We start from the raw sequence: 22,614 nt of genomic DNA on the forward strand, positions 1-22,614 counted from the left end.
AGGGTTAGTTATCTGAAAAGTTTTACGTCCTGAATCGTTACAGTCAGCACCGATTTGGCAAGGTCTCCGGTATTATCGATCAGATTGCGCAGCTGCGTGCAAAGCTGATCCTGCCTGATGCGGTCCGGACAACGCATGATTTCTTCCCAGTGACTCCGGAATAATGCCTGTAGGTCCGGTAAATTAAGCCTGTTTCCATAGACGGGATCATCAACCAGCCGGCTGATCTGGCGGCGCAGCGCGTCGGTTGTCTGGATCAGCCGGATATCGGGTGCAAAGGTTTCCTGCTCAAGGTTAACCCCTGCGCGGTTGCAGAAACCGTTGTACAGCGTTCCGTCAGGTTTGACCTGCCAGAGGTCAATGTCATGCAGCACCAGTTTAGGTTCATCGGTTGTCTGCTCCAGTGTTGCGGTGATTTCCGGCTGTGAACCGATCTGGTAGAGCTGATTAACCAGGTCGTCAATTCCGGACAATTTCTCCTCCAGGGCTTTATTATGGAGGTCTGTCCATCCCTGCGGTCTGGGACCTTCGCTCAGACGGAGCAGTAAAAGGTCATCTCTCAGCCGGTAGAGCCGGTTGCAGACACCGGTAATGGTTGGTTTTTCTGTCTGTTCTGCCATGTTGTTATTGGGGTTAAAACGGTTTACTCATCACTGCGCCACGGGGTTTCACCGTCCTTCTTCCAGCGGTTCACGGTCCGGGACCTGTTCGGCCTCGCGATCGTCAGCCTGCCTTGCGTCAGGGCGCTGCGGATCTCCTCCGGCAGGTATTCGTGTAGCAGCTGGGTTCTGCACTCCAGCAGCTCCAGATGGCTGATCACCGGCCGGCCGCTGCGGAAACCTTCAACCACCGACACCACCACCAGCCCCTCGCCGGCCTTATTTCGCAGCAGCGTGCCGAATTTGACCAGCTGAAGCGGATCAGAAGACGGGGTCGCGCTGTTCAAATCCCTGCTCATAGGCGATGGTGTTTAGCTCGGTGACTTCCGTTACGTCCAGTTTGCGCAGCATGCCCTTCTGGTAGGGCTGTTCGCTGTAGGCACCGGAGACCTGGTAGCGGCCGCCGGGTTGCAGACCGGCATGGGCCAGATCCGGCGAGTAGCATTTGATGGCGTACTGATCGGTGTCGAAAATCTCCGACTCGTGGTTTCTGACCATGGTAACCTGGAGCCAGAAAATCACCATTATACCCGATCCGGCGGGCACTTTTTCGATGGTCTTCACCAGCACGCCCGAAAAGCTCATGATCGCGCGGCCGTCAGGTGTCTCTTCCGGCGCCCGCTCCAGACTGATGCCCGAGCGTTCGGCCAGCATGTCATAGTCGAAAACCAGGGCGCTGGAGTTGGTACCCTCAGCCCCGCGTTTAAACCAGATGCTGTTATTCCAGCCGGTGTAGTAGGCCTGCTGGCGCAGGTAAACGGTCAGCGTCTGCTCCTTCATGGGCGTCTCGCCCTGCCGGCGGGCGTTTTCGGCGTAGGGTTTCCAGACGTTTTTTACCCGCAGATACAGCAGCCGTTTCGGCTTGTCAAACGTCTTTTCGTAGGCCTTCTTATCGCCCCCGTGCAGTTTCACCGACGTGACCGTGTCAATCCGGAAATCCCAGCCGCCGGTAATCTCGGCGCGGTCGAGCAGATATTCCAGCATGCTCCAGAACGAGCTCAGCGCATCGGTTTCGGTCAGCAGCGCCGACATCTGTTTGATCATCTGAATGCAGTACTCCCAGATCTCAGGCGTCTCAAAGGGCCAGACCAGATCCTCCTTCAGCGTTTCGTAGACGGCCAGCAGGCAGGTGACGTTCTCGAACGTCCGGCTCTGGTACTGCTTGACCTCCAGCTGCTCCAGCCGCTCGCGCAGCTGCTCTTTAATCCGGCGCACCACGGTCTGATACTCCGTTTCCATTTTTTTACGGAACGGCAGAATCTCGGTCAGAATCCCCGACAGGTTCGATTGCTGGAGATCCCGCAGCCGGTCGTAGTTGCGGATCTCTTCGTCGGTAAACGGATCGTCCTTGCGGTTGACAAACTCAAAAATCAGCGAGCGGCTGGTGACTGATCCGTCATCGCGGGTGGACAGGTACTGCCCCACGATCATCGGGGCGCAGTTCACGTTCTGCATTTCCGATGACTGGGAATCATCCTTTTTCTGCCGCAGACGACCCTCGTTATCCCAGGCAGATTTAAACGCATCAAAGGCCCAGTCTTCCACCCGCTGATCGTCGAACTCGTTAAACACGTACGGGCAGTTGCGGTATCTGGACATTGCTGTCCAGAAGGCCGCTTTCGTGGGCGAGCTGGTAAAGTTGAGCGGTTTGATGAGCTTACCCGACGCGTCCAGCCCGCCGAAAACCAGGTACATGATCGACTCGGCAAACGTGGATTTTCCCGAATCGCGAGGGCCGTAGCAGTAGATGATCGGGATCTTGCTGGATTTGAGCACCACGTCGCGGAACAGAGCCGTCACGGCAAAGACCGATCCGATAATCGCCCGCTCGCCGTATACTTTTTTCAGCAGGGCCGCCCACTCGCCGAAGGCGACCGGCGAGGGCTGAAACGAGAGGTACTTATCGAACTGATAGGCGTCGTCCTCCTGGCGGAAATTGGCGAAAATCGGGCTCAGCGCCGGCGAAAAGAAATGATCGCCGTTATCCATCTTCACAATACCGTGCTCATCGTAGTGCTCCAGATGTCCGTTATAGACCGCATTGCTCCAGGCAAAAAAGCCCTCCGGCTGCCAGCCCAGCGTCTTAATCGGAAACACCTCCGGGGTGAGCGCCATGATTTTGTTGGCAATCCGTTTGAGGTGATCGCGCTTAAACTTTGCGTCGGTCATAAAGTGCCCGAAGTTGGAGACCTCTTCCTCAAAGCTCTGCACGGAATTGAGCACCTTGGAGTTAATCTCAACGTAGACCCGCTTGTGGCCGTTGGTCATTTCCACCAGGCGCCGCACGTTACCCCGGTCCTTGATGTGATAGAGCGGGGTGAGCACAAAGTTGGTCACCGGCATGCGGTCGAGCGATCCCGACAGCGTGCCGAAGTAGTAGCCCGTCGGCCACTGCTTATCGCCTTTGATGCGCTCGGCAAACCCCCACTCGCGCACCTCGCGGGCTTCGACCCACTCGGGTAGCTCCCAGTAATCGTCATCATCGTCGTCACGGACTTCCTTGGCCGGGTTCTTGCGCTCCTGCACCTGTTTCCAGATGTCTTTCTGGTTCAGTCCGTATTTGCGGCGCTTGCAGAGCTCCGAGAGATACTCCTGCGCCCAGTGGCCGTCGCGCATGCTGGCCAGCATCTCCACGATGCGGCGGCTGCCCTCGACCCGCTCGTCGATCAGGTCCGTACTCAGCAGCTTTTCGGCAAGGCTGAGAAAACCATCCTCCGATTCCTGCTCCACGTAGCGGGCAATGCCCAGCGGGCGCTGGCAGTCTTCCAGCGGTGCGCCAAAGACCTTACTCACCCAGGTCAGCCAGTCGTCGGCGTCGTGGAAACCCTCCGCCAGCCGGTAGATTTTCACGCGCAGCCCCGACAGCAGCAGGCTCTCCAGATTACTCTCCAGGGCCTTCTGGCCGGCCTTGTCGTTGTCGTAGATCAGCGTCACCACGTCGCAGTGCTTCAGCAGCAGCTCTGTCTGTTTCTGCGTGAGCGCCGTGCCGGATTTGGCCACCGCGTTCTCCAGACCGGCGCGGTGCAGACTGATCACGTCGGCCTGCCCCTCGACGAGAATGGCCTTTTTGGTCCGCTTCATTTCCCGGATCGCCCGGTGAATGCCGTACATGGCCTCCGACTTTTCAAAGAGCACCGTGTTACGGATATTGAGGTATTTGGGGCTGCCTTCGGCGGGCTTGCCCACCGTGCGGCCGGTAAAGCCCGTTACCCGGCTCTGCTCATCGCGGATCGGAAAAATGATCCGGTCGTAGAAAAAATCACGGTTGCGGCCGTTTTCACTCACCACGACGCCCAGCTCCGCGGCCGGCTCAAACATGGCGTTCTCGATCAGCGAGGTCGTCAGGTGCCGCCAGTCTCTGGGGGCATAGCCGATCTGCCAGTGGCGGATGGCGTCGTCGGTGAGGCCGCGGCTGTAGAGATACGCCCGCACCGGGGCGCTTTTCTCTTCCAGCAGGGTGCGATGGTACTTCTCGGCAACCTTCTGGTTGATCGTATAATAGTCTTCATAACTGTATGTCCCGGAAACGGCTGGGTTTGTAGTCTGGGGATTCATATTCCACAACCTGGTGGCAGCGGCCGGCGATGTACTCGACGGCCTCGGTGAATGTAAAACGTTTGAAATTCATCACGAACCGGAACACGTCGCCGCTCTGTCCGCACCCGAAACACTTGTATTTCTGGGTTTTGGGGTTGATGTTAAACGACGGGGATTTCTCTTCGTGAAAGGGGCAGCAGGCCTTGTACTGGCTTCCGGCCTTGCGGACATCGATCAGCTCGCCGGTGATCTGCACGATATCGGCCTGCTGCCGGAGCCGCTCGATAAAGTCAGCACGTATCATGGCGCATAAACGGGGTGTTGTCCCACGGCTTGAGCACCGACGAGCGGCAGGTGTCCCGCAGCAGTACCGGCCGGCCGGTATCAGTGGTTGTCTTCGCGGCCGGCTTAATGTGGGCATAATCAATTTCCAGGGCCTGTTCAATCAGCGACCGGAACGTGATATCGGGCAGTGCCTGCTCATCGTTGAGCCGGCAGATCAGCTCCGCACGCTCCTGCCGGGGCAGGCTCTTGAAGTGTTCCAGATCCTCTTCCGACATCTGCAGCCGGATGACGTTGAAGAGGACAACGGGGTAGGTGATCTCGACGAGCATGGCTTAGCGGCGGGTTGTGTACAGCTGCTGACGGATGGCCAGCAGCAGATCCGAAATAAACGAGGTGCGGGCAAAACAGCCCGGCTCACCGGCCAGCAGAATCTCCCGGTCGTGAACAATGCTTTTCAGCAGCTCCAGCTCGCGGCTGGTCAGCACCAGGCGGAACTCGCGGCTATCCCAGTCCTGAATATGGCGGGTCCGGATCCGCTCCAGCTGGCGGCGGATGTCCTCCGGATTGCGGTCAAACAGCTTCAGCAGGCTGCGGTCATGGTGATCGGCCTTACAGCAGGCGCTGATGATTTCTTCCAGCGACGACTGGAGCAGGCACATGTGGGCGGTGGTGATGGTAACGGCGTGATCATCGCGGTCAAAGAGAACCGGCGTCGGCCGTACCGACTGAATTTTGCAGGGTTTGGTAAGCATATGAATCGGTGAGATTAATCGTCGCATCCGGAGCGGATGGTCAGGATGGTTTCAATGTCAAGCCGGATTTTTTCAAGGGTGGCATACTGAATGCCGTCATCGGTCGCGGTGTTGCCGGCAGTAACCAGCGCATCGAGCTGGTGGTCAATGCGGCCGGCCATCACCAGCAGTGCATCGGTCGGATGACCCCACAGGTCATCAAACAGCCATTCGGCATAGATCCGGTCCAGTGGCCAGTGGGTAGCGGCGGCGGTTTCCATATTATGCTTCGATCAGGGGAAAACCTTCGCCCGGCCGCCACGACAGCCTCGGCAGCGGCTCATCCTTACTGTATGCATTGTAGGCCAGTACCGAAAGCGCGAGTTTTTCGGTGGTCGTGAAGTTGTAGCGGCCTTCCTTGGCCTGCTCCAGTTTTCTCCGCAGCAGCAGCAGCGGAGAGCCTTCTGTCAGTCCGGCACCTGAGCTGAGCGCGTCCAGAAAGTGCAGCCCCTTCTGACTTGCGGTCAGATGAAAGCTCAGGAAACCAAACTCCGTAACGCTCAGCAGCCGTGATCTTGCGTAGAATTTATGCGCGTTCTGGCAGTGGGGGTGCAGATTATGCGCCCGGCAGAAATCCAGAATCTGCCCGTTGGTCATTGATTTGGCTTTAAAGCCGTTGTTTGACAGCCGCCCGCTCTGGTGCAGCAGCAGCACCTTAGCGAGCGCTGCCTGACTGTTGTGGAGCTTCAGGCCGGCCGTTGCCAGTACGTCGCCCGAAGTGCGGTTTCTGCCCGTATCCAGTACGGCAAAAATCTCGTCCGGACAGTTGCGTGCAATGTGCAGCTGCTGGGTTGTCTGGCTGGCCATGATTGCATGCAGCCGGTGCTGCCCGTCAAGAATCCGGCCGTCCTGACCGATTTTGATGGTGTCGGGCGTTACTTGCCACTGTCCGGCCCGCATCTGGTTAGCCAGAAATGTAACGTGTTTTTCCGTCAGCGGACGGTTGTTTTCGTTTCCTTCCAGCAGCTCCGCGGCAATCTCAGGTGTTACGGTTTCGAGAGAGATTTCCATGTCCTACAACCGGATGTGCTGTGTGACGCTGACCGTTACATCTCCTTCATAAAAGCCGCTATAGGCACCTTTGTGATGTCGGATCTGCATACCGAGGCCTAACTCCTGGGCGAGCCTGACAAGCTGATTAAACTCTCTGGCCGATTCGTTGTAGCGGGCTTTCGCTGCCTTCAGCTTCTCAATCAGTTGCACCACTTCCTGATCGGCCGGTTCGGCGACCGGCGCTGTCACTACTCCGGCCGGTTCTGACTGGTTGCGTTCCTGCATGGCCTCGTCGATTACGGCCTTTTCGTCATTCCGGCGTTTGATGTCCTCTTCAGCCTGGCTGATCCGGACGGCTTCCTGATTCATATCTGTTTTAATTACGGGTGATTGTAATGCTTCTTCGTACTGACGCTGCCGCTCCATCCAGAAACGGATGCTTTCGCCAAGGTAGATTGACAACAGACCTGCAATCCGTTGGGTGACGGGCATCTCCGCGTCAAGCAGCTTCTGAAAATCAGTGTCAGACAGTTCCAGTTTTTTTGCCAGATAACCCGGCGTGATTTCCTTCTCCAGCATTACCGACTTGATGGTGTTGCCGGGCTTAGAGGCCTGGTTGGGCTGAAATGGCTCCTGATCCGTGATGTCAGCATTTACTGTCTGGTTCATACCTCAGCGGGTTGCAGGTTGGCGTTCTTCTCAAACAGGGGTGCCGAATCCGGAATAAGCCGGACAAACGTATCGCGCAGGGGGGCGGCGGCATGGTACAGGTTATAGCCTGCCACGCTGGCCGTGCGCAGCCAGTGGTCGAACAGATCAGCCTTTTTCAGCTCCAGCTGAATTTCTTCCCGTACCAGCTGATCTGCGTCCTGGTACAGCGTCCACAGGGCATTCTTGCTGCCCTCAATTCGTTTTTTCTTACGTCCTGCCATTGTTGTTATGCGGTTTTGTTTTGCGGTGGGGTTACAGAATGCCGAGCTGGCTGAGAATCTGGGCAACTGATCCCATGATCAGCAGCAGCAGAATTACGGCAATGATCAGCATGCTCTGCGTCATGCCCCGGGTAAACCGGTGGTAGGTGCTGTGCTCCACCTTACCGGCCAGATACAGGCTTTCCATGCGCTCGATGTGGCGTTTGCCGGTAATCATAAATCCGGTGAAGCAGACGGCTGCTCCGGCGGTCAGCACCAGTGTGCCGATGAATCTGAGTAGGGGTGCATCCATGATTATAGATTTTTGCCTGATTTTGCCCCGTTGCCGTTAAATCACACTGCCTGTTTTTCTTGCCGCTTAGCCCCTCAATCTTGCCACTCGTTAATTAAAATGGCGTATTCAGGGCCGTTTGGCTTGTTTTTCATCTACTCAGTGTATTCTTTTGCATTAGGTAATTGCAATAATTACAATGCAATTCTAACATAGTGGAATAAAAGTTCAAAATATTTGACGTTATATTTTTTAAACTTTTTGTAACATGCTGGGAATCAAGCTAAAAAAGGCGGTAGAAAAGTCTGGAATAAAAGTGGAAGACTTTGCGTCAATGATGGAAGTAAGTAAGTCCCATTTGTATAATCTATACAAGAAAGACTCATTTGAGCTAGAATACGTTAAGAAGGCCGCCGCAGCACTTGAACTTCCGATGTCTTATTTTTTGGACGAAAGTTCTAATTTGTCCAATAAGTCCAAAGACAGTGGAGAGTTTGGTGGACACGTTCTGGAAGGAATTCTTGAAGAATTGGCTCAGTTAAGAGTACAGCTTGCAAAGAAAGATGAGCAAATGGAGAAAAAGGATGAGCAGATTGCTAATCTCCATGACATGCTGAAGATCGCACTGGGAAAGTATGACGACGTAACAGTGGACCGGCTCCTGACACCGAGATTTACCCCGAAAAGCAACCGGCAGCGGGCTAATGCCCAGGGCAACATGCCATACATGCCCCGCTACGTGGCTGCAAAAATTTTTTAGGGTTTACGAGGTTACGAGCGCGGTTACGTCGGGAAACCATAAAGAATAATACCTTTGTGGCACGGTCAAAGCCAAGGATTTATGAGCTTGAACAGGGGCAGACGTTTGACACCCTCTCTCTCTGCAAGCTTGCAGAAAAGCCCGATTCTACCGAGTCGGGCTTTTGTTTTTTTGCCTTAAACTAATCTGATTCCTGATTTTCGATACAGGCAGATCAGGTGATATGCCTGTAAGCAAACCAATACGATTTTATTGCTGAATAGTCCTCTTTCTCCCTGAAAATCAACCACCGACCCATAGTATACTAGCCGGAAATGCGTCTTTTTGAGTAGTCTTAAAGAAAGGAAATTTTAGACTATTCTGCTATGACCTCAGCCGACAACCCTTTGCAGGCCGCAAGTACCGTTTACCGTGATGGCGTCAGTAGCGTCTACCGGAATTATGTCCTCTTTATGCTGACGCTGGTCTACGTCTTTAACTTTATCGACCGGCAGCTCCTCGTTATTCTGCAGGAATCCATTAAAAAAGAACTGCTCCTCTCCGACACTCAGCTTGGCCTGCTGTCGGGGTTTACGTTTGCGCTGTTCTACGTGACGCTGGGTATCCCGATTGCGCGGCTGGCCGACAGAACCAACCGCCGGAATACGGTGGCCATATCGCTGGGCGTCTGGAGCCTGATGACGGCCTGCTCCGGTCTGGTCCGGAATTTTGTCCAGTTGCTGCTGGCCCGGATTGGGGTCGGGGTGGGGGAGGCCGGATGCAGCCCGCCGGCACATGCGATGATTTCGGACTATTTCCCGCCCGAAAAACGGGCTACGGCCCTGTCGATCTATTCAAGCGGTATTTCGTTCGGGATTCTGACCGGCTTTCTGCTGGGCGGTTATCTGAGTCAGCAACTCGGCTGGCGGACAGCATTCTTTACGGCCGGTATTCCGGGCATTGTGTTTTCGCTGCTGTTTTTTCTGACGGTAAAAGAACCGCGCCGGGGTGCCACAGACGCTGATCGGGTAGCCGATGAGGCACCGGCTCTGCGCGTGGTGCTGGCACGGCTCTATGCGTCCGGATCATTCGTGTATCTGGCCCTGGCCACCGGTCTGCATGTCTTTTGCCTGTATGGTATCCTGAACTGGGCTCCCTCGTTTCTGGCCAGAATTCACAAGATGCCGGGGACTGAGATCGGAGCCACACTGGGGCTGATTTTCGGCATCGGCGGTGCCGTGGGGTCATTCGCCGGTGGATTCCTGACGGATTATTTCGGCAAAACGGATAACCGGCTCTACCTCCGCATTCCGGCCTATGCCATTATCCTGTCAATTCCGTTTGCGGCGGGGGCGTTGTTCCTGCCCCATACCGGGCTGGCAGTGCTTTGTCTGGGGATAACCGCCACGCTACAGAATATGTACCTGGGGCCTTCGATTGCGGTGTCCCATAGCCTGGTGCCCGCGTCGATGCGGTCGCTGACGTCGGCCATCCTGTTTTTCGTGCTCAACTTTATCGGCCTTGGGTTCGGGCCGCTGGTGGTTGGTATGATCAGCGATCTGCTTACCCCCGCGCTGGGTACGGAATCGCTGCGGTGGGCCATGTCCATTACGCTCGTGATCAGTATCGGATCAACTGCACTTTTCCTGACCGCTGCCCGGAAGCTGACGGCAACCCCTTCTATATAAACCGAAACGCCCTGGCCATATGCATGGCCGGGACGTTTACTTATTTGCCCGTAAGCTCCCCAAACGGGATCACGCCGATGCGCTGTGCCCATTGGCTATACTTTGCTTCCAGCTGCCTGACTCGCGCGGGTTCTTTGGCTGCAAGATCAGTCAGCTCCGACCGGTCGGCCTTCAGGTTGTAGAGGTGCCACTGGTTGTCGGGGAATTCGGAGACCAGTTTCCAGTCGCCCTGCCGGATGGCGCGGTTGCCTTCGTGCTCAAAATACAGGGCGTCGTGGCCTTGCCAGGGCTTGTTCCGGAAGAGGGATACCAGGCTCAGCCCTTCGGCCGGCAGGATGGATTTGCCCTTGTAGGTCTGCGGATAGGTGGCGCCGGCCAGCTCCACGCAGGTAGTCATGACATCAACGATATGCCCGGGCCGGTGGTCGATCCGGCCGCCCTGCACCACCGACGGGCCATAGGCGACAAACGGTGTGGCGGTACCGCCCTCAAACTCCCAGTGCTTGTAGAACCGGAACGGCGTATTGCTCAGGTTCGCCCCCCGCTTGCCATAGGCCGTAAACGACGACCGGTCGCTGGCCGGTTTTTTACTGTCGTCAAGAATGGATGGCAGGAAACCGGAACCATCGATGTCTTCGTGGCTGGCACCGTTGTCCGATAAAAAAAGAATGACTGTGTTCTGGTCTTCACCCAGTTCCTTCAGCTTCTGCCGCACACGCCCGATATTCTGGTCCATGCGGTCGATCATGGCGGCATAAACGGCCATTTTGTCCTCCCAGTCTGCTTTTTCGGCCGCAGAGAGGTCGTCCCACGCCGGAATCGACGGGTCGCGGGGCGATAGCCCGGTGCTTTTCGGCAGGATGCCCATCGCTTTCATCCGCGCAAACCGTTCCTCCCGCAGCTTGTCCCAGCCTTTGCGGTACGCTGTTTTGTACTTTGCAATGTCTTCCGGCAACGCATGCAGCGGCCAGTGGGGGGCGGTATAGGCCAGGTACAGGAAAAACGGCTTGTCTTTCGGGTTTTGTTCTATGAATTCCAGCGCATGATCCGTATAGGCATTGGTGGCATAATAATCCTTGCCGGGCTGGTAAACCTTATCGTCCTGTATGATAGACAGTTTCTGGTTGGGGCGGTACGGCTGATCGCCGAAATAACTGCCCGCGCCGTCGATCAGGCCGAAATACCGGTCAAAGCCGCGCTTGACGGGCCAGTGCTGCGGTTTGGTGCCGACGTGCCATTTACCGGCCATGTAGGTCTGGTAGCCGCTTTGTTGCAGGACCTCGGCAATCGTGACACACTGGTCATTGAGGTAGCCCTGATAAGCCGGCTGCTTGCGGGCGTTGACCATATCGCCGACACCGGCCTGGTGCTGGAACAGACCGGTCAGCAGCGACGCGCGCGTCGGGCAGCACCGCGATGCGTTGTAGAACTGCGTCATCCGCAGGCCGTTTCGGGCCATGTTGTCGAGGTTAGGCGTCTTGATTTCAGACCCGAAACAACCGATGTCCGAATACCCCATGTCGTCGGCCAGAATCAGGATGATGTTAGGCTTTTTGGTAACCGGCGGTGTCCGGAACGCCCAGGCGACGGCGGCAACCAGCAAAATAAACAACAGGTTCAGTTTCATTGTGTATTGGGTTCAGCATATATAGTCTGAAGCTCCAGTCAATAAAGCGGTATGTATTTATATTTACCCGCTTCAAAGGCGTTATTTTGCCGCAAATACCCCGTTTTCTGTCGTGACTATACCGGCTGATTTACGCCGTTTTGCCGGATATTTGTAAAAAAATAAACAACAATGCGAACACTGAAATTACAGGTACAAATGACCGTCGATGGGTTTATCGGCGGCCCGAACGGCGAAATGGACTGGATGACCTTTGCCTGGGACCAACAGGTGATCGACTACATAACCAACCTGATTGCGCCGGTCGATACCATTGTGCTGGGCCGGAAACTGGCAGAAGGCTTTATTCCGCACTGGGCGGGCATTGCGGCCGATCCGGAAAGCCCTGAGCAGTCGGCCGGTGAGTTTTTTACCAACACGCCTAAAGTGGTTTTTTCGCAAACGCCGCCCGCGCCGGACTGGGCGAATACCGTCGTGGCCAGCGGTGATCTGGCGGACGAAATAACGGCGCTGAAGCGGCAGGACGGCGGCGACATCATTGCCTATGGCGGGTCGTCGTTTGTCGGGTCGCTGATACAGGCGGGGCTTGTTGATGAGTTTCACCTGTTCGTGAATCCCGTAGCCCTCGGGCAGGGGCTGCCGATTTTCAACCTGCTCGGTAGTAAACAACCCCTGACGCTGCTGAAGGCCACGCCGTTTGCGTGTGGTATTGTGGTGCTGCACTACAAAAAATAAGCAATACTTTTTGTTAGCAAACAAACGGGACTGCACGATCAACTGGTGCAGTCCCGTTTGCAAAAGTTACCGTGCAATTTTAAACCGGAACTTACCCTCGATTTCAGCAACTCCGTCGAACATAGGGTCGGTCCCGCCGCTATACTCGATGATTCCTGCCTTCTTTAAATAGAACGTTCCGTATACGTTATCACCGACATTGCCTCCGTTATAGAGAATCGTCAAATTGCCGGGGCTTGGGTGGAGCGCTTGGTTCTGTTCATAATAGAAGGTGTAAAGCGGCTGGCCCTTTGGGTTAGTAGTCAGCGTGATAAACGGTATCTGAAGTTCATTAGAACTATTTTTGAGTTGCCACGGTAAGATATAGGACGTGTTAAACCTGTTGTTAAGGTTGCCGGGCCAGCTCAGCGAAACCGTTGCCGACAAGCCCTGCATGGTTACGCCTGTCTGAACCATATGAAAAAAACCGGCACCATGCTGAATCCGGCTTAAGCCCAGCGGTGAACTGGTATAAATCCACGGACCTTTGTTGATACGGAAGATGAGTCCTTCCGGCATGATAAATATTCTTGCTTTAAGGGTAATCGTTTTCGCGCCAAATTTCAGACGCAGACTCACGATGGCCGGATTTACATCCGGAACCCGGTCCGGAGCGGTGTAGGTGATTCGGGTTCCCAAATTATTCGACAACTTGCCTTCCCCTTGAAGCGACCATTGATCGACGTATTTGCTGTCGATTTCGCCCGGTTCTCTCAATAACGCTTCTTTGTCATTCGCGCTATTATCGACATAGGCGTTAATATTGATTGACTGGCTGGGATCAATAGCGGTCTGACCCGGATCGATGTAAGCCGTTTGCAGCATGGCCCAGTCGCTGAAGTGGGTTGTCTGCACCTGGATTGTGTGCGTCGTTGTGTCGAGGCTGTTATTGGCGGTACCCATCCAGGTACGGTCATTGGTCTGGTACGCAATGCGCAGCAGTTCCGGGGCCGAGCCGTCGGTGTTGCTATCCTGATACCGGAAGGTGATGGTTGCCGGTTTCGCAAAGGTCAGGCCATGCGGCAACAGCCGGAAAGCGGTCCCCGTACCGCCGGGGCAGTTGTTTTGGTCGAGTTCCTGTACGGAAACAACCTGGTTAGCAGTCAGTGCACCGGCCGGGATCGTGATCCGTACCGTCGAATCGGCGGAGAGGATGGTTCCGCCGGCGGGTCCGATGGTAGCGTTGGCCGGTTCGCCCGATGGCGTGCCGACAGCCGTGACGGCGGGTGTATCGGGCGTTGCATCCGGTTTATCAGGATTGAGTATATCCGTAGTTGTCTGGCAGGAAAAGCTCGCGGCGGTTAATAGCGCACCAAGGGTGAGCAGGGAGAGTTTGTTCATCGGTCTGTTGTGTTGTTTACAGACCAAAATTGGGTGTCCCTTACCGGATTGCCAGTCGTCAATCCGTTGAAACGGTAAAATCTGCCTGTGAATCCGCAGACTTACTCAGTCAACATGATCTCGGAGTTGGGCGATCAATAATATTCCAGCGTCGTGTTTGTGTTGTCGGTCCGGATCTGGGTCGGATAGGCCTCGGCGTTCAGCTTATAGGTGGCCGCAGGAGCGCTTTCCTGCAAATAAGGGCTCAGGAAGAAAGCAGATATGTAATGGCTGAGGCCTGTATACGGGTTTTTTACGGCAGCATATTGATAGTTAAGAGTCTGTACCGTTTGGCCGGCAGCAGCATTGGGCCGCGTTTCTTTGATGGCCGTGATGTTGTTATTGTTGTCGTACGTTAGCTCCTGCGTTGAACTTAACTGCTTCGATCCGTCATAGATTTTTGCCGAGCTGAGCCGTTGCCGGTTGTCGTAAATATAGTCGGTAACCGAGCGTAGTTCCCACGAGTTATTTTGCAACAGATAGGTTTTCCGGCTGCTGATTTTTCCCTCACTGGTGGTTTCAATCTCATCGTAGGTGCTCCAGCGTACGGGACCGGAGCAGGTAGAGGTGCTCACGTACATACAATCGTTGGTAAACGTCTGCACATACCGCAGCCGGTTATCGGCCGTGTAGCGGTATTGGGAGGCCGTCTGCACCTCGCCGTTCCGGTACATGCGGAACTCCGCCAGCTGCCCGTTCGGGTGGTACCGCCATTCGCTGGATACCTGTCCGGCGTTGTATTCTGTCTTTAAACGCCCCGATAAAGCCGCCCCGCTCTGAATCGGTTCATAGCTGGCTGGCAGGTCGGCGAGGGTTGACACCGGATCAAAATGTTTTGCCGGGACTAATCCGGTCGTAGCCGGTTGCGGACTATTCTGACCGGTACAGCCGGCTAAAAAAATAAGGAGTACGTAAGGGAGGGTAGACAGACGCATGGGTTGAGTTTTTTAACAGGACCCGACAGGGCTGCAAGGGGTTGGAAATCAGTGGCAGAAAAACCGGAAAACCGGTGTCCGGGAAAGAGTATCCGGTAAATCCGGTCCTGAATTGTTTCATTATGATCTGTGTATCGTTACATTAATGGTCTTTTTGATCGGAGAGCGTATGGCACACAGTGATCGCTTTATTGGTTTTTTCTCATCAACCGAAGAACGGCTCTGGTATATGGTCGTCCGGATGCTGGCGGCGGAGTACTCGCTGTATATCGCCGACGAACATACCGTTCCGCAGGTGAAAAGCGCGATTTTACAGGACGATACGCCGGCGGCTACCGTCGAGGTGCTGTCATCGGCGGAGTTTCTGTTGCGGGAGCAGGTCGTCCGGGCGCAACCGGTGCTGGATGCGCTGCGCCGGAAAATGGCAGGGTTGCCACCGGTCCGGCTGACGATCTTCCTGGAAATGACCTGGGCGGTCCGGACGCCGTCGGGCGATATTTACCTGCGCGAGTTACAGGAAGCGTTTCAGAGCCTGCTGAAAGAAAACAATCAGCTGACGATTGTCTGTCTCTACAACGAGTCTGTACTGCTGGAGGAGCAGTTGCTGCTGGGCTTATTTTCGCATCCGGTCATTTTTACGACCGAGGGCGCCCGGGCAAATCCATATTACCTGCCTCCGCAGATTATCCGGAAAAACTATGCCAAACAACGCTTTGACTACTGGCTGTCGAACATTGATCCGCAGCGGATAGCGCCTGCATTACCGGCGGGGAAAGAAGGCGCCGGTGAGCGGAAAGCCCATGCCGTGGATAAGCCATTTCAGAAAATGGTGGCTCAGACGGACGAAGGCCGCTGGAAAATCCGGTGCTTCGGCGAGCTGCGTATCCGGCGCGAAAACGGCGAAAGCATCGACTGGAACACCAAAGCGGGGTCAACTAAAAAGCTGAAAACGATTTTTGCCTATCTGCTGCTGCGGGGCGAAAAAGGAGCTACCGCCGATGAACTGGCCGACCTGCTCTGGCCCGAAGCCGACAACGAAAAACAGGCCCTGAACCGCCTGTACCACGCCATCCGGTATTTGCGGGCGGTGTTGTCGGGCCGCGAACAGGATACGCGGCAGTCGTCATTTGTGGTGCAGCAAAGCTCGATCTACTACCTGCGTCTGCCGTTCGACAGCTGGATCGACCTGCCGATGTTTCAGGAACTGTGCTTTAACGGCAATCAGCACATCATGAACGGTAATCTGGAACAGGGGAAAATTTGCTACGAAGCCGCTGAACGTCTGTACAGCAGTGATCTCTTCACCGACATTCCGCTGAAGTATATTGATAACCACGAAAACGACTGGTGCTGGAGCAAACGGACATGGTACCGCGATATGTTTCACAAACTCCTCTACAGCCTGGCGCGTATCCACCGCCTGACCGGTAATCTGCCTCAGGCAATCAGTTATTGTGATAAGGCGCTCGACGAAAACCCCAACCTCGAAGAAGCGCATAAGGAAAAAATGCTGGCCCTGGCCGTATCCCAGCGGTTTGATGCCCTGCACCGGCAATACCGCATCTATACGGAATCGCTCCGGAAATTTAACCTTGGGCTTCCTTCCGAAGAAATTCGCCTGCTTTATCTGAATCTTGCTAAAAAAAGTTGAAAAACTCATAAAAAAACCAAAGATAGACCAAAGAAAGGCGGCCTATCTTTGGCATACGTTTTCGACCTCAACCAACGCACAAACAGTATGAGCGGTTGCCCTTACCATCAGACAAAAGAGGTGTTCAAGCCATTCGATCTGACCAATCCATTCCCGTTTTATAAGCAGGCGCGGGAAGAACAACCCGTCTTTTTCAGTGAAGAACTGGGGTACTATGTGGTTACGCGCTACGAAGACATCAAAGCTGTTTTCAGCAACTGGAAAGTATATACCTCCGAAAATGCCCAGTCGCCGTTCCGGCCGATTGCCCCGAAGGCAAAACAACTGATGGAAGCGCAGGGCATGATCGGGCTATCGGGCCTGTCGGGCCGGGTACCGCCTGACCATACGCGTATCCGCCGGATTGTGAGCATGGCCTTTAACCTGAGCCGTTTTAAAAAACTGGAACCGCGCATCCGCCTGCTGGCTATCGATATGATCGGCCGGTTTGAACAGGATGGTCATGCCGAACTGGTGCGGCAGCTGGCCTACGACCTGCCCGCACTGGTGATTTTTATGTTGCTGGGCGTTCCCAATGAGGATGTACAGCAGGTGAAGAGCTGGGCCGAGAGCCGGTTGCTGATGACCTGGGGCGACCTGACGGAAGAGGAACAACTGGTACATGCGCAGAACATGGTCAATTACTGGAATTACTGCCAGCAACTGGTCGCGCTCCGCAAGGAAAACCCGACCGACGATCTGCCGGGTGATCTGGTACGCTTGCAGGCCGAAGGGCACGATATCAGCGACCGCGAAATTGCCGCTATCTGTTACAGTCAGCTGTTTGCCGGTCATGAAACAACCACGTCGCTCATTGGCAACGGCATCCGGGAGTTGCTGCTTCACCGCGAGAGCTGGGAGGCTCTGTGCGCGAATCCGGCCCTGATACCGAACGCTATTGAAGAAGTGCTGCGCTATTCACCGTCGATTGTGTCGTGGCGGCGCAAAGCCCTGGAAGACGGCGAAATCGGTGGCGTGCACGTGCCGGCCGGTGCTGATATTCTGTTGATTATGGGCTCCGGAAACCGCGACGAAAACCGCTTCGAACACGGAGAGTCGTTCGACATTGAGCGGCCGAACGCAAAGGAACACCTGTCGTTTGGCTACGGCATTCACTTTTGCCTCGGGTCGCCCCTGGCCAAACTGGAGTCAAAGATTGTGCTCGAAGAGCTGACCCGCCTGCTGCCGGACCTGCGTATTAAACCGGATCAGCAGTTCCGGTTCGCGCCTAACACGTCGTTCCGCGCGCCGGTGGCCGTGGAGGTTGAGTGGAACGTGTAGGGACTGCATGCGTAGCGCTGTGTGCCAGGGATTCTGAATACCGGATGATTGTTGCTGGATTGCTTGATACTTGATAAGCCTGATGAAACCTACCTTATTTTTTGATGAAACTACGCCGGCTGAATACCCTGTTCTGGGGGGCAAAGGCGCTAGTCTGGCCAGCATGAGTGCGGCCCGGCTACCGGTTCCTGTCGGTTTTTGCGTCACGACGCATGCCTATTCAGCCTTTTTACATGCCTCTGATCTGTTCGATACCATTCTCGGCCTTGTCAACGGTATCGACTGCACGGACATCGCCGGGCTTGACCGGCAATCGGCGGCGATCCGGCAGCTGCTGCTGGATAAACCCCTGCCGGCCGACGTTGATGCCGCTATCCGTGCGTCTTACCGGAAACTGTGCAGCATGGCGGGAATGGACGCCGATCTGCCGGTGGCAGTGCGGTCGAGCGCAACGGCCGAGGATTTACCCGATGCCAGTTTTGCCGGACAACAGGACACCTACCTCTGGGTGGTGGGCGAAGACGAGGTAATTGACCACGTCCGCCGCTGCTGGGCCAGTCTGTATACATCCCGGGCCATCAACTACCGCCGGAATCAGGACATTCCTGAAGATGATGTGCTGATGTGTGTGGTGGTGCAGAAAATGGTGAATGCCCGGACGGCCGGCGTTGCCATGACCCTGAACCCGACCAACGGCGACCGCTCGAAGATTGTGATCGACGCGTCGTGGGGGCTTGGCGAGGCCGTGGTGTCAGGCGAAGTTACCCCCGACCATTTCCTGGTCGATAAGGTGATGCTCGAAATCGTGAAGGCAACGATACACGTAAAAACCATTGAACACGTGCCCGACCGCATCAACCGCCGCGTACTGACGCGCGAGGTGGAGGCTGGGCGTGCCGAAAAACCGAGCCTGACCGAGGAAGAAGTAAAGGCCGTTTGCCGGATAGCCAAAACCATTGAAAAACACTACGGCTGCCCGCAGGATATTGAATGGGCGCTGGACGCCGACCTGCCGGCCGGTCAGAATTTTACCCTGCTGCAAAGCCGCCCCGAGACGGTATGGTCGCAGAAGAAAACTACCCAAACCCCGATCAAAACGGGTATGGAAGGTATTCTGAGTACGTTGATGAATCCACTTGCCAGTAAGCGATAACCTGTACGACTACCTTTAACCAATCACAATCGACATGAGCCAGAAATTTGTAAGTCCTTACGATCACCACGCCCCGGCGGGTGCCGAAGACTGGAAAGCGTTGTATCCCTATTACATGGTTTTTCAGGACAACCTCCGGGAATCCGAAGAAGCCAAGTTCTTTTTCTGCGACTCACAGCACTGGCCGAACGTCTTTAAGCCCTTTGATGCCATTACGGTTGAGTTTGCTGTAAAATGCCTCGGGCAGTACAACACCCGGCAGTGGCAGATTCCGCCCGCCAACGGCATCGACTTCAAAATTCATAACGGCTATTGCTACATGAGTCCGGTGGGGGTAAGCCCCGAGCTGATTCCGGGTCGGGTACCGCAGTTCCTCGAACGGGCCGGGTTCTACTTTCAGAACTGGAACGACCTGCTTGATAACTGGCACCGGAAAGTTAAGGGCGTTATCGACGAGATGGAATCTGTAACGTTTGAGACGTTGCCGGAGGTTGTTGATATTGAATGGGTGAAAGGCGGTGTCGGACTGGATCCTACCTACCACCTGATTCATAACTACAACAAAATGATCGATCTGTGTTACAAGACATGGATGTACCATTTTGAGTTTCTGAATCTGGGCTATGCGGCGTACCTCGACTTTTTCGGCTTCTGCAAAGAGTCGTTTCCGGGTATTCCGGATTTGTCGATTGCGAAAATGGTGCAGGGAATTGATGTTGACCTGTTCCGCCCGGATGATGAGCTGCGTAAACTGGCTAAACTGGCGGTCGAACTAGGTGTGGCTGATACGATCCGGGAAAATGATCTGGACGGTGCCCTGACAACGCTGGCCGCAACAGATGCGGGCAGGCAGTGGGTGGCCGCGTGGGAAGCCGCGAAGTATCCGTGGTTCAACTTTACGACGGGCAACGGCTTTTATTCAAGCGATAAATACTGGATTGAACACCTGTACATTCCGTTCGGGTATGTACAGGACTATACCGCCAAGGTAGTGGCCGGAGAAAACATTGACCGCCCGACAGAGGCCATCGCGGCTGAACGCGACCGGATTACGGAAGAATACCGCGATTCGCTGCCGTCAGAAGAAGCACAGGCGGCCTTTGACGGGAAACTGGGGCTGGCCCGCGTGGTATTCCCGTATGTTGAGAACCACAATTTCTACATTGAGCACTGGGCAATGAGTGTTTTCTGGCGGAAAATGCGTCAGTTATCCGATGTACTGACCGACGCCGGTTTCTTTACCGATCCGCAGGATATGTTCTATTTCCGGCGCGAAGAAATTCTGAACCTGTTGTTTGATTACGGGCGGGGCTGGGCCATGGGCGTACCGTCGATCGGCCCGAGCTACCTGCCGGCCGAAGTAGCCCGCCGGAAAAAAATCGTTGATGCACTGGCTACCGCTCCGCCGAAACCGGCCTTTAACGAACCGCCTGCCGTTGTGACCGAACCGTTTACGATCATGCTGTGGGGCATTACCACCGAGAGCGTTCAGGGCTGGCTGAGCAGCAGCGACAACACAAATCAGCTCAAAGGCATGGCCGCATCGCCGGGAACGGTCGAAGGCGTTGCCCGGGTAATTTACAGCCCTGATGATCTGGGTTTGTTGCAGGACGGTGAAATTCTGATCACCCGTGTAACAGCACCGAGCTGGGCGCCGGTATTCGGCAAAATCAAGGCAACCGTTACCGATATCGGCGGTATGATGTCGCACGCTGCCATCGTCTGCCGCGAATACGGTCTGCCGGCAGTAACCGGTACCGGCTCGGCAACGACCACCATCAAAACCGGTGACCGGATTCGGGTAAACGGTGCTATGGGTGAGGTAACCATCCTCGAAGCTGCCTAACCGTAAAACGACATGACCTCACATTTTCAGATTCTGAAAGCGGCCGAAACGTATATGCGCGTCCGTAAAAACGATGTGCATATACCGATCTCATACCACTACGCGATGCGGCTGGCCGATGCCTGGCCGGATGCCGACCGCGATCTTGTCGCAGCAGCCATTATCCTGCACGACATTGGCTGGTACTCGATTGATGAGGACGATATTTTTAAAAAAGGATTTCAGAGTGAGAACTACCTCCAGAGCGATGTCCGCTACCTCCACGAATCAGAGGGTGTGCGGCTGTCGGGCCCGATTCTGGCCGGTCTGGGGTATAGCGATGACTTTATTGCCGGCGTGGCAACGATTATCGACGGGCACGATACCCGTACGTTTTCGCGCTCGCTGAACGACGAGATTGTCCGGGATGCTGATAAACTCTGGCGCTTCACGGTTACAGGGGTGAGCGTAGCCAGCGACTGGTTTAAACTGACTCCCGGACAATATTGTAATCGGCTGGTAACTGATGTGATTCCTCAGCTGCATTTACCCGAATCGGTAGAGATGGCAAACACGGATCTGATCCGGACGCGACAGGAGCTCTGCTGTGACGTAATCTGACAATGAAAAACTTTATAGAGGGTGCCTGGGCCGATCCGCATTCGGGCCGTTTCGATGAGGTAATCAATCCTTGCACAGGGGAGGTGATTAACACATTTGCCTGTAGCGACGGCGAGGATGTGGAACAGGCGCTGACAAGTGCCGCCCGCGCTTACCGCAGCTGGCGCCGGCTGCCGGTTGCTGATCGGGCCCGTTTGCAGCACAAAGCCGCCGCCCGGATGCGGGAACAGGCGGTTGAACTGGCCGGTTTGCTGGCCAGGGAGCTGGGCCGTCCGATGGCCGGTTGCCTGACCGAGCTAAGCCGCAGTGCCGATCTGCTTGATTTTTATGCCGAAGAAGGGCTCCGGCTCAAAGGAGAGATTCCGCTGCATAACCTCGACGGTGAAAAAGCGCTGATTGTCAGGGAGCCGGTGGGTGTGGTGGTGGCCATTACGCCGTTTAACTACCCCATTACGCTCCTGACCATGAAACTGGGTGCGGCCTTAATCGCGGGGTGTACGGTGGTTTCGAAGCCATCGGAAGATACCCCGCTGTCAACGCTGAAACTGGCGGAACTGTTTGCTGATGCCGGTTATCCGGCGGGGGCCTTTAACGTCATTACGGGGTATGGTGCAGATATCGGTAATGCGCTGATCGAACACCCGGTAACGGCAAAAATAGCCTTTACGGGCGGTACCGGCACCGGTCAGCGGATCGGGGCACTGGCAGCGGCGCACAACAAACACCTGACGCTGGAACTGGGCGGGCAGTCACCGGCCATTGTCTGTGCCGATGCGGATATATCGGTTGCCATTCCGGCCATTGTGCGGCATGCGTTTGCTAACAGCGGACAGTTCTGCTACCGCGTCAACCGCCTGTATGTACACGAAAGCATCTACGCCGGTTTTCTGGAGCAACTCGTCAGCCGGACGCAAACCCTGACCGTCGGGCATCCGGATTCCGGTGCTGATATGGGGCCGCTTGTGAACCAAAAAATCTACGCGAACAGCGAACGACAGGTGCAGGATGCCCTGGACAAAGGGGCAACCCTGCTGACCGGTGGTCGTCGCCTGACCGGTGACGTATACGACCAGGGGTGGTTTTTTCCGCCAACGGTACTGGCCGACACCAATCATTCGATGAAGATCATGACCGAAGAAACGTTCGGGCCGGTGATCGGGGTGATGCCTTTTAACACCGTTGAGGAAGCCATTGACCTGGCCAATGATTCGGTGTACGGGCTGGCAGGATATGTGTTTTCCGCCAATCTCGGTACCGGCTTACGGGTCGCTGAATCGCTGGAAGCAGGGTCGGTCTGGATCAACAATATTCACCGGTCTTACCACGACGTGCCGTTCGGGGGCTACAAGCAAAGTGGCGTCGGGCGCGAAAAAGGCCGCTACGGCATCGAAGCCTATACCGAGCTGAAAACAATTTACCTGAACTATTAAGCC

At 55.3% G+C, this 22,614-nt stretch carries 23 protein-coding genes; 9 read left to right on the plus strand and 14 right to left on the minus strand.

Translation table 11 applies throughout. The features are described 5' to 3' along the window. Positions 1-8: 8 nt before the first annotated feature. The 11 genes from AC23NW_RS27025 to AC23NW_RS27075 are packed head-to-tail and all read right to left on the minus strand — an operon-like array spanning position 9 to position 7,489. Positions 9-620: a hypothetical protein gene (locus AC23NW_RS27025; protein WP_487453432.1), complete on the minus strand. Its 612-nt coding sequence runs from the start codon at positions 618-620 to the stop codon at positions 9-11. A 23-nt stretch (positions 621-643) separates the two neighbouring features. Further along, complete coding sequence (locus tag AC23NW_RS27030) at positions 644-958, minus strand: hypothetical protein (protein ID WP_487453434.1); 315 nt, start codon at positions 956-958, stop codon at positions 644-646. Further along, positions 921-4,214 (minus strand): toprim domain-containing protein, encoded by a 3,294-nt coding sequence (locus AC23NW_RS27035; RefSeq protein ID WP_487453436.1) that lies wholly within the window; start codon positions 4,212-4,214, stop codon positions 921-923. Before AC23NW_RS27035 ends, AC23NW_RS27030 begins: the two co-directional genes overlap by 38 nt. Beyond that, on the minus strand, positions 4,165-4,500 hold the full coding sequence (locus tag AC23NW_RS27040; RefSeq protein WP_487453437.1) for a CHC2 zinc finger domain-containing protein: 336 nt from the start codon (positions 4,498-4,500) through the stop codon (positions 4,165-4,167). Before AC23NW_RS27040 ends, AC23NW_RS27035 begins: the two co-directional genes overlap by 50 nt. Further along, a complete protein-coding gene (locus tag AC23NW_RS27045; RefSeq protein WP_487453439.1) occupies positions 4,487-4,810 on the minus strand; it encodes a hypothetical protein in 324 nt (107 codons plus the stop codon). Before AC23NW_RS27045 ends, AC23NW_RS27040 begins: the two co-directional genes overlap by 14 nt. A 3-nt stretch (positions 4,811-4,813) precedes the next feature. Then, positions 4,814-5,233: a hypothetical protein gene (locus AC23NW_RS27050; RefSeq protein WP_487453441.1), complete on the minus strand. Its 420-nt coding sequence runs from the start codon at positions 5,231-5,233 to the stop codon at positions 4,814-4,816. Positions 5,234-5,247: 14 nt separating this feature from the next. Further along, positions 5,248-5,493 (minus strand): hypothetical protein, encoded by a 246-nt coding sequence (locus AC23NW_RS27055; RefSeq protein ID WP_487453442.1) that lies wholly within the window; start codon positions 5,491-5,493, stop codon positions 5,248-5,250. 1 nt (position 5,494) lies between these two features. Next, a complete protein-coding gene (locus tag AC23NW_RS27060; RefSeq protein WP_487453444.1) occupies positions 5,495-6,283 on the minus strand; it encodes a hypothetical protein in 789 nt (262 codons plus the stop codon). Between the two features lie 3 nt (positions 6,284-6,286). Continuing rightward, a complete protein-coding gene (locus AC23NW_RS27065) occupies positions 6,287-6,934 on the minus strand; it encodes a helix-turn-helix transcriptional regulator (protein ID WP_487453445.1) in 648 nt (215 codons plus the stop codon). After that, positions 6,931-7,197 carry a hypothetical protein gene (locus tag AC23NW_RS27070; protein ID WP_487453446.1) on the minus strand — a complete coding sequence of 89 codons (267 nt, stop codon included), beginning with the start codon at positions 7,195-7,197 and terminating at the stop codon, positions 6,931-6,933. Before AC23NW_RS27070 ends, AC23NW_RS27065 begins: the two co-directional genes overlap by 4 nt. Positions 7,198-7,228: 31 nt before the next feature. After that, positions 7,229-7,489 (minus strand): hypothetical protein, encoded by a 261-nt coding sequence (locus AC23NW_RS27075; RefSeq protein ID WP_487453447.1) that lies wholly within the window; start codon positions 7,487-7,489, stop codon positions 7,229-7,231. A gap of 247 nt (positions 7,490-7,736) precedes the next feature. On the opposite strand from AC23NW_RS27075, the gene AC23NW_RS27080 reads away from it, so the two are divergent. Beyond that, positions 7,737-8,228 (plus strand): hypothetical protein, encoded by a 492-nt coding sequence (locus tag AC23NW_RS27080; RefSeq protein ID WP_487453449.1) that lies wholly within the window; start codon positions 7,737-7,739, stop codon positions 8,226-8,228. A 365-nt stretch (positions 8,229-8,593) separates the two neighbouring features. Continuing rightward, a complete protein-coding gene (locus AC23NW_RS27085; RefSeq protein WP_487453450.1) occupies positions 8,594-9,895 on the plus strand; it encodes a spinster family MFS transporter in 1,302 nt (433 codons plus the stop codon). A 40-nt stretch (positions 9,896-9,935) separates the two neighbouring features. Here the strand turns inward: AC23NW_RS27085 and AC23NW_RS27090 are convergent, their stop codons facing one another. Then, entirely contained in the window at positions 9,936-11,522 is a 1,587-nt protein-coding gene (locus AC23NW_RS27090; protein ID WP_487453452.1) for an arylsulfatase, read from the minus strand. 171 nt (positions 11,523-11,693) lie between these two features. Here AC23NW_RS27090 and AC23NW_RS27095 point away from each other — a divergent pair, with 171 nt between their 5' ends. Then, positions 11,694-12,257, plus strand: a complete 564-nt coding sequence (locus tag AC23NW_RS27095) for a dihydrofolate reductase family protein (protein ID WP_487453454.1) — start codon at positions 11,694-11,696, stop codon at positions 12,255-12,257. Between the two features lie 66 nt (positions 12,258-12,323). On the opposite strand, the gene AC23NW_RS27100 is transcribed toward AC23NW_RS27095, so the two are convergent. Further along, entirely contained in the window at positions 12,324-13,637 is a 1,314-nt protein-coding gene (locus tag AC23NW_RS27100; RefSeq protein WP_487453455.1) for a hypothetical protein, read from the minus strand. A gap of 134 nt (positions 13,638-13,771) precedes the next feature. Continuing rightward, on the minus strand, positions 13,772-14,611 hold the full coding sequence (locus tag AC23NW_RS27105) for a toxin-antitoxin system YwqK family antitoxin (RefSeq protein ID WP_487453456.1): 840 nt from the start codon (positions 14,609-14,611) through the stop codon (positions 13,772-13,774). A gap of 169 nt (positions 14,612-14,780) precedes the next feature. On the opposite strand from AC23NW_RS27105, the gene AC23NW_RS27110 reads away from it, so the two are divergent. The 6 genes from AC23NW_RS27110 to AC23NW_RS27135 all read left to right on the plus strand — a co-directional run bounded on the left by AC23NW_RS27110 (position 14,781) and on the right by AC23NW_RS27135 (position 22,611). Beyond that, positions 14,781-16,262 carry an AfsR/SARP family transcriptional regulator gene (locus tag AC23NW_RS27110; protein ID WP_487453458.1) on the plus strand — a complete coding sequence of 494 codons (1,482 nt, stop codon included), beginning with the start codon at positions 14,781-14,783 and terminating at the stop codon, positions 16,260-16,262. Between the two features lie 87 nt (positions 16,263-16,349). Next, positions 16,350-17,582 (plus strand): cytochrome P450, encoded by a 1,233-nt coding sequence (locus tag AC23NW_RS27115; protein ID WP_487453460.1) that lies wholly within the window; start codon positions 16,350-16,352, stop codon positions 17,580-17,582. Positions 17,583-17,664: 82 nt separating this feature from the next. Beyond that, entirely contained in the window at positions 17,665-18,735 is a 1,071-nt protein-coding gene (locus AC23NW_RS27120; protein ID WP_487453462.1) for a PEP/pyruvate-binding domain-containing protein, read from the plus strand. 34 nt (positions 18,736-18,769) lie between these two features. Continuing rightward, a complete protein-coding gene (locus AC23NW_RS27125) occupies positions 18,770-20,581 on the plus strand; it encodes a PEP-utilizing enzyme (protein WP_487453464.1) in 1,812 nt (603 codons plus the stop codon). A 12-nt stretch (positions 20,582-20,593) separates the two neighbouring features. After that, the gene (locus AC23NW_RS27130) at positions 20,594-21,181 is read left to right on the plus strand and encodes an HD domain-containing protein (protein ID WP_293833824.1); all 588 of its coding nucleotides are present in this window, start codon (positions 20,594-20,596) and stop codon (positions 21,179-21,181) included. Between the two features lie 2 nt (positions 21,182-21,183). After that, positions 21,184-22,611: an aldehyde dehydrogenase family protein gene (locus AC23NW_RS27135; RefSeq protein ID WP_487453466.1), complete on the plus strand. Its 1,428-nt coding sequence runs from the start codon at positions 21,184-21,186 to the stop codon at positions 22,609-22,611. Positions 22,612-22,614: the final 3 nt, after the last annotated feature.

Source organism: Arsenicibacter sp. R0_47 (assembly GCF_057652235.1).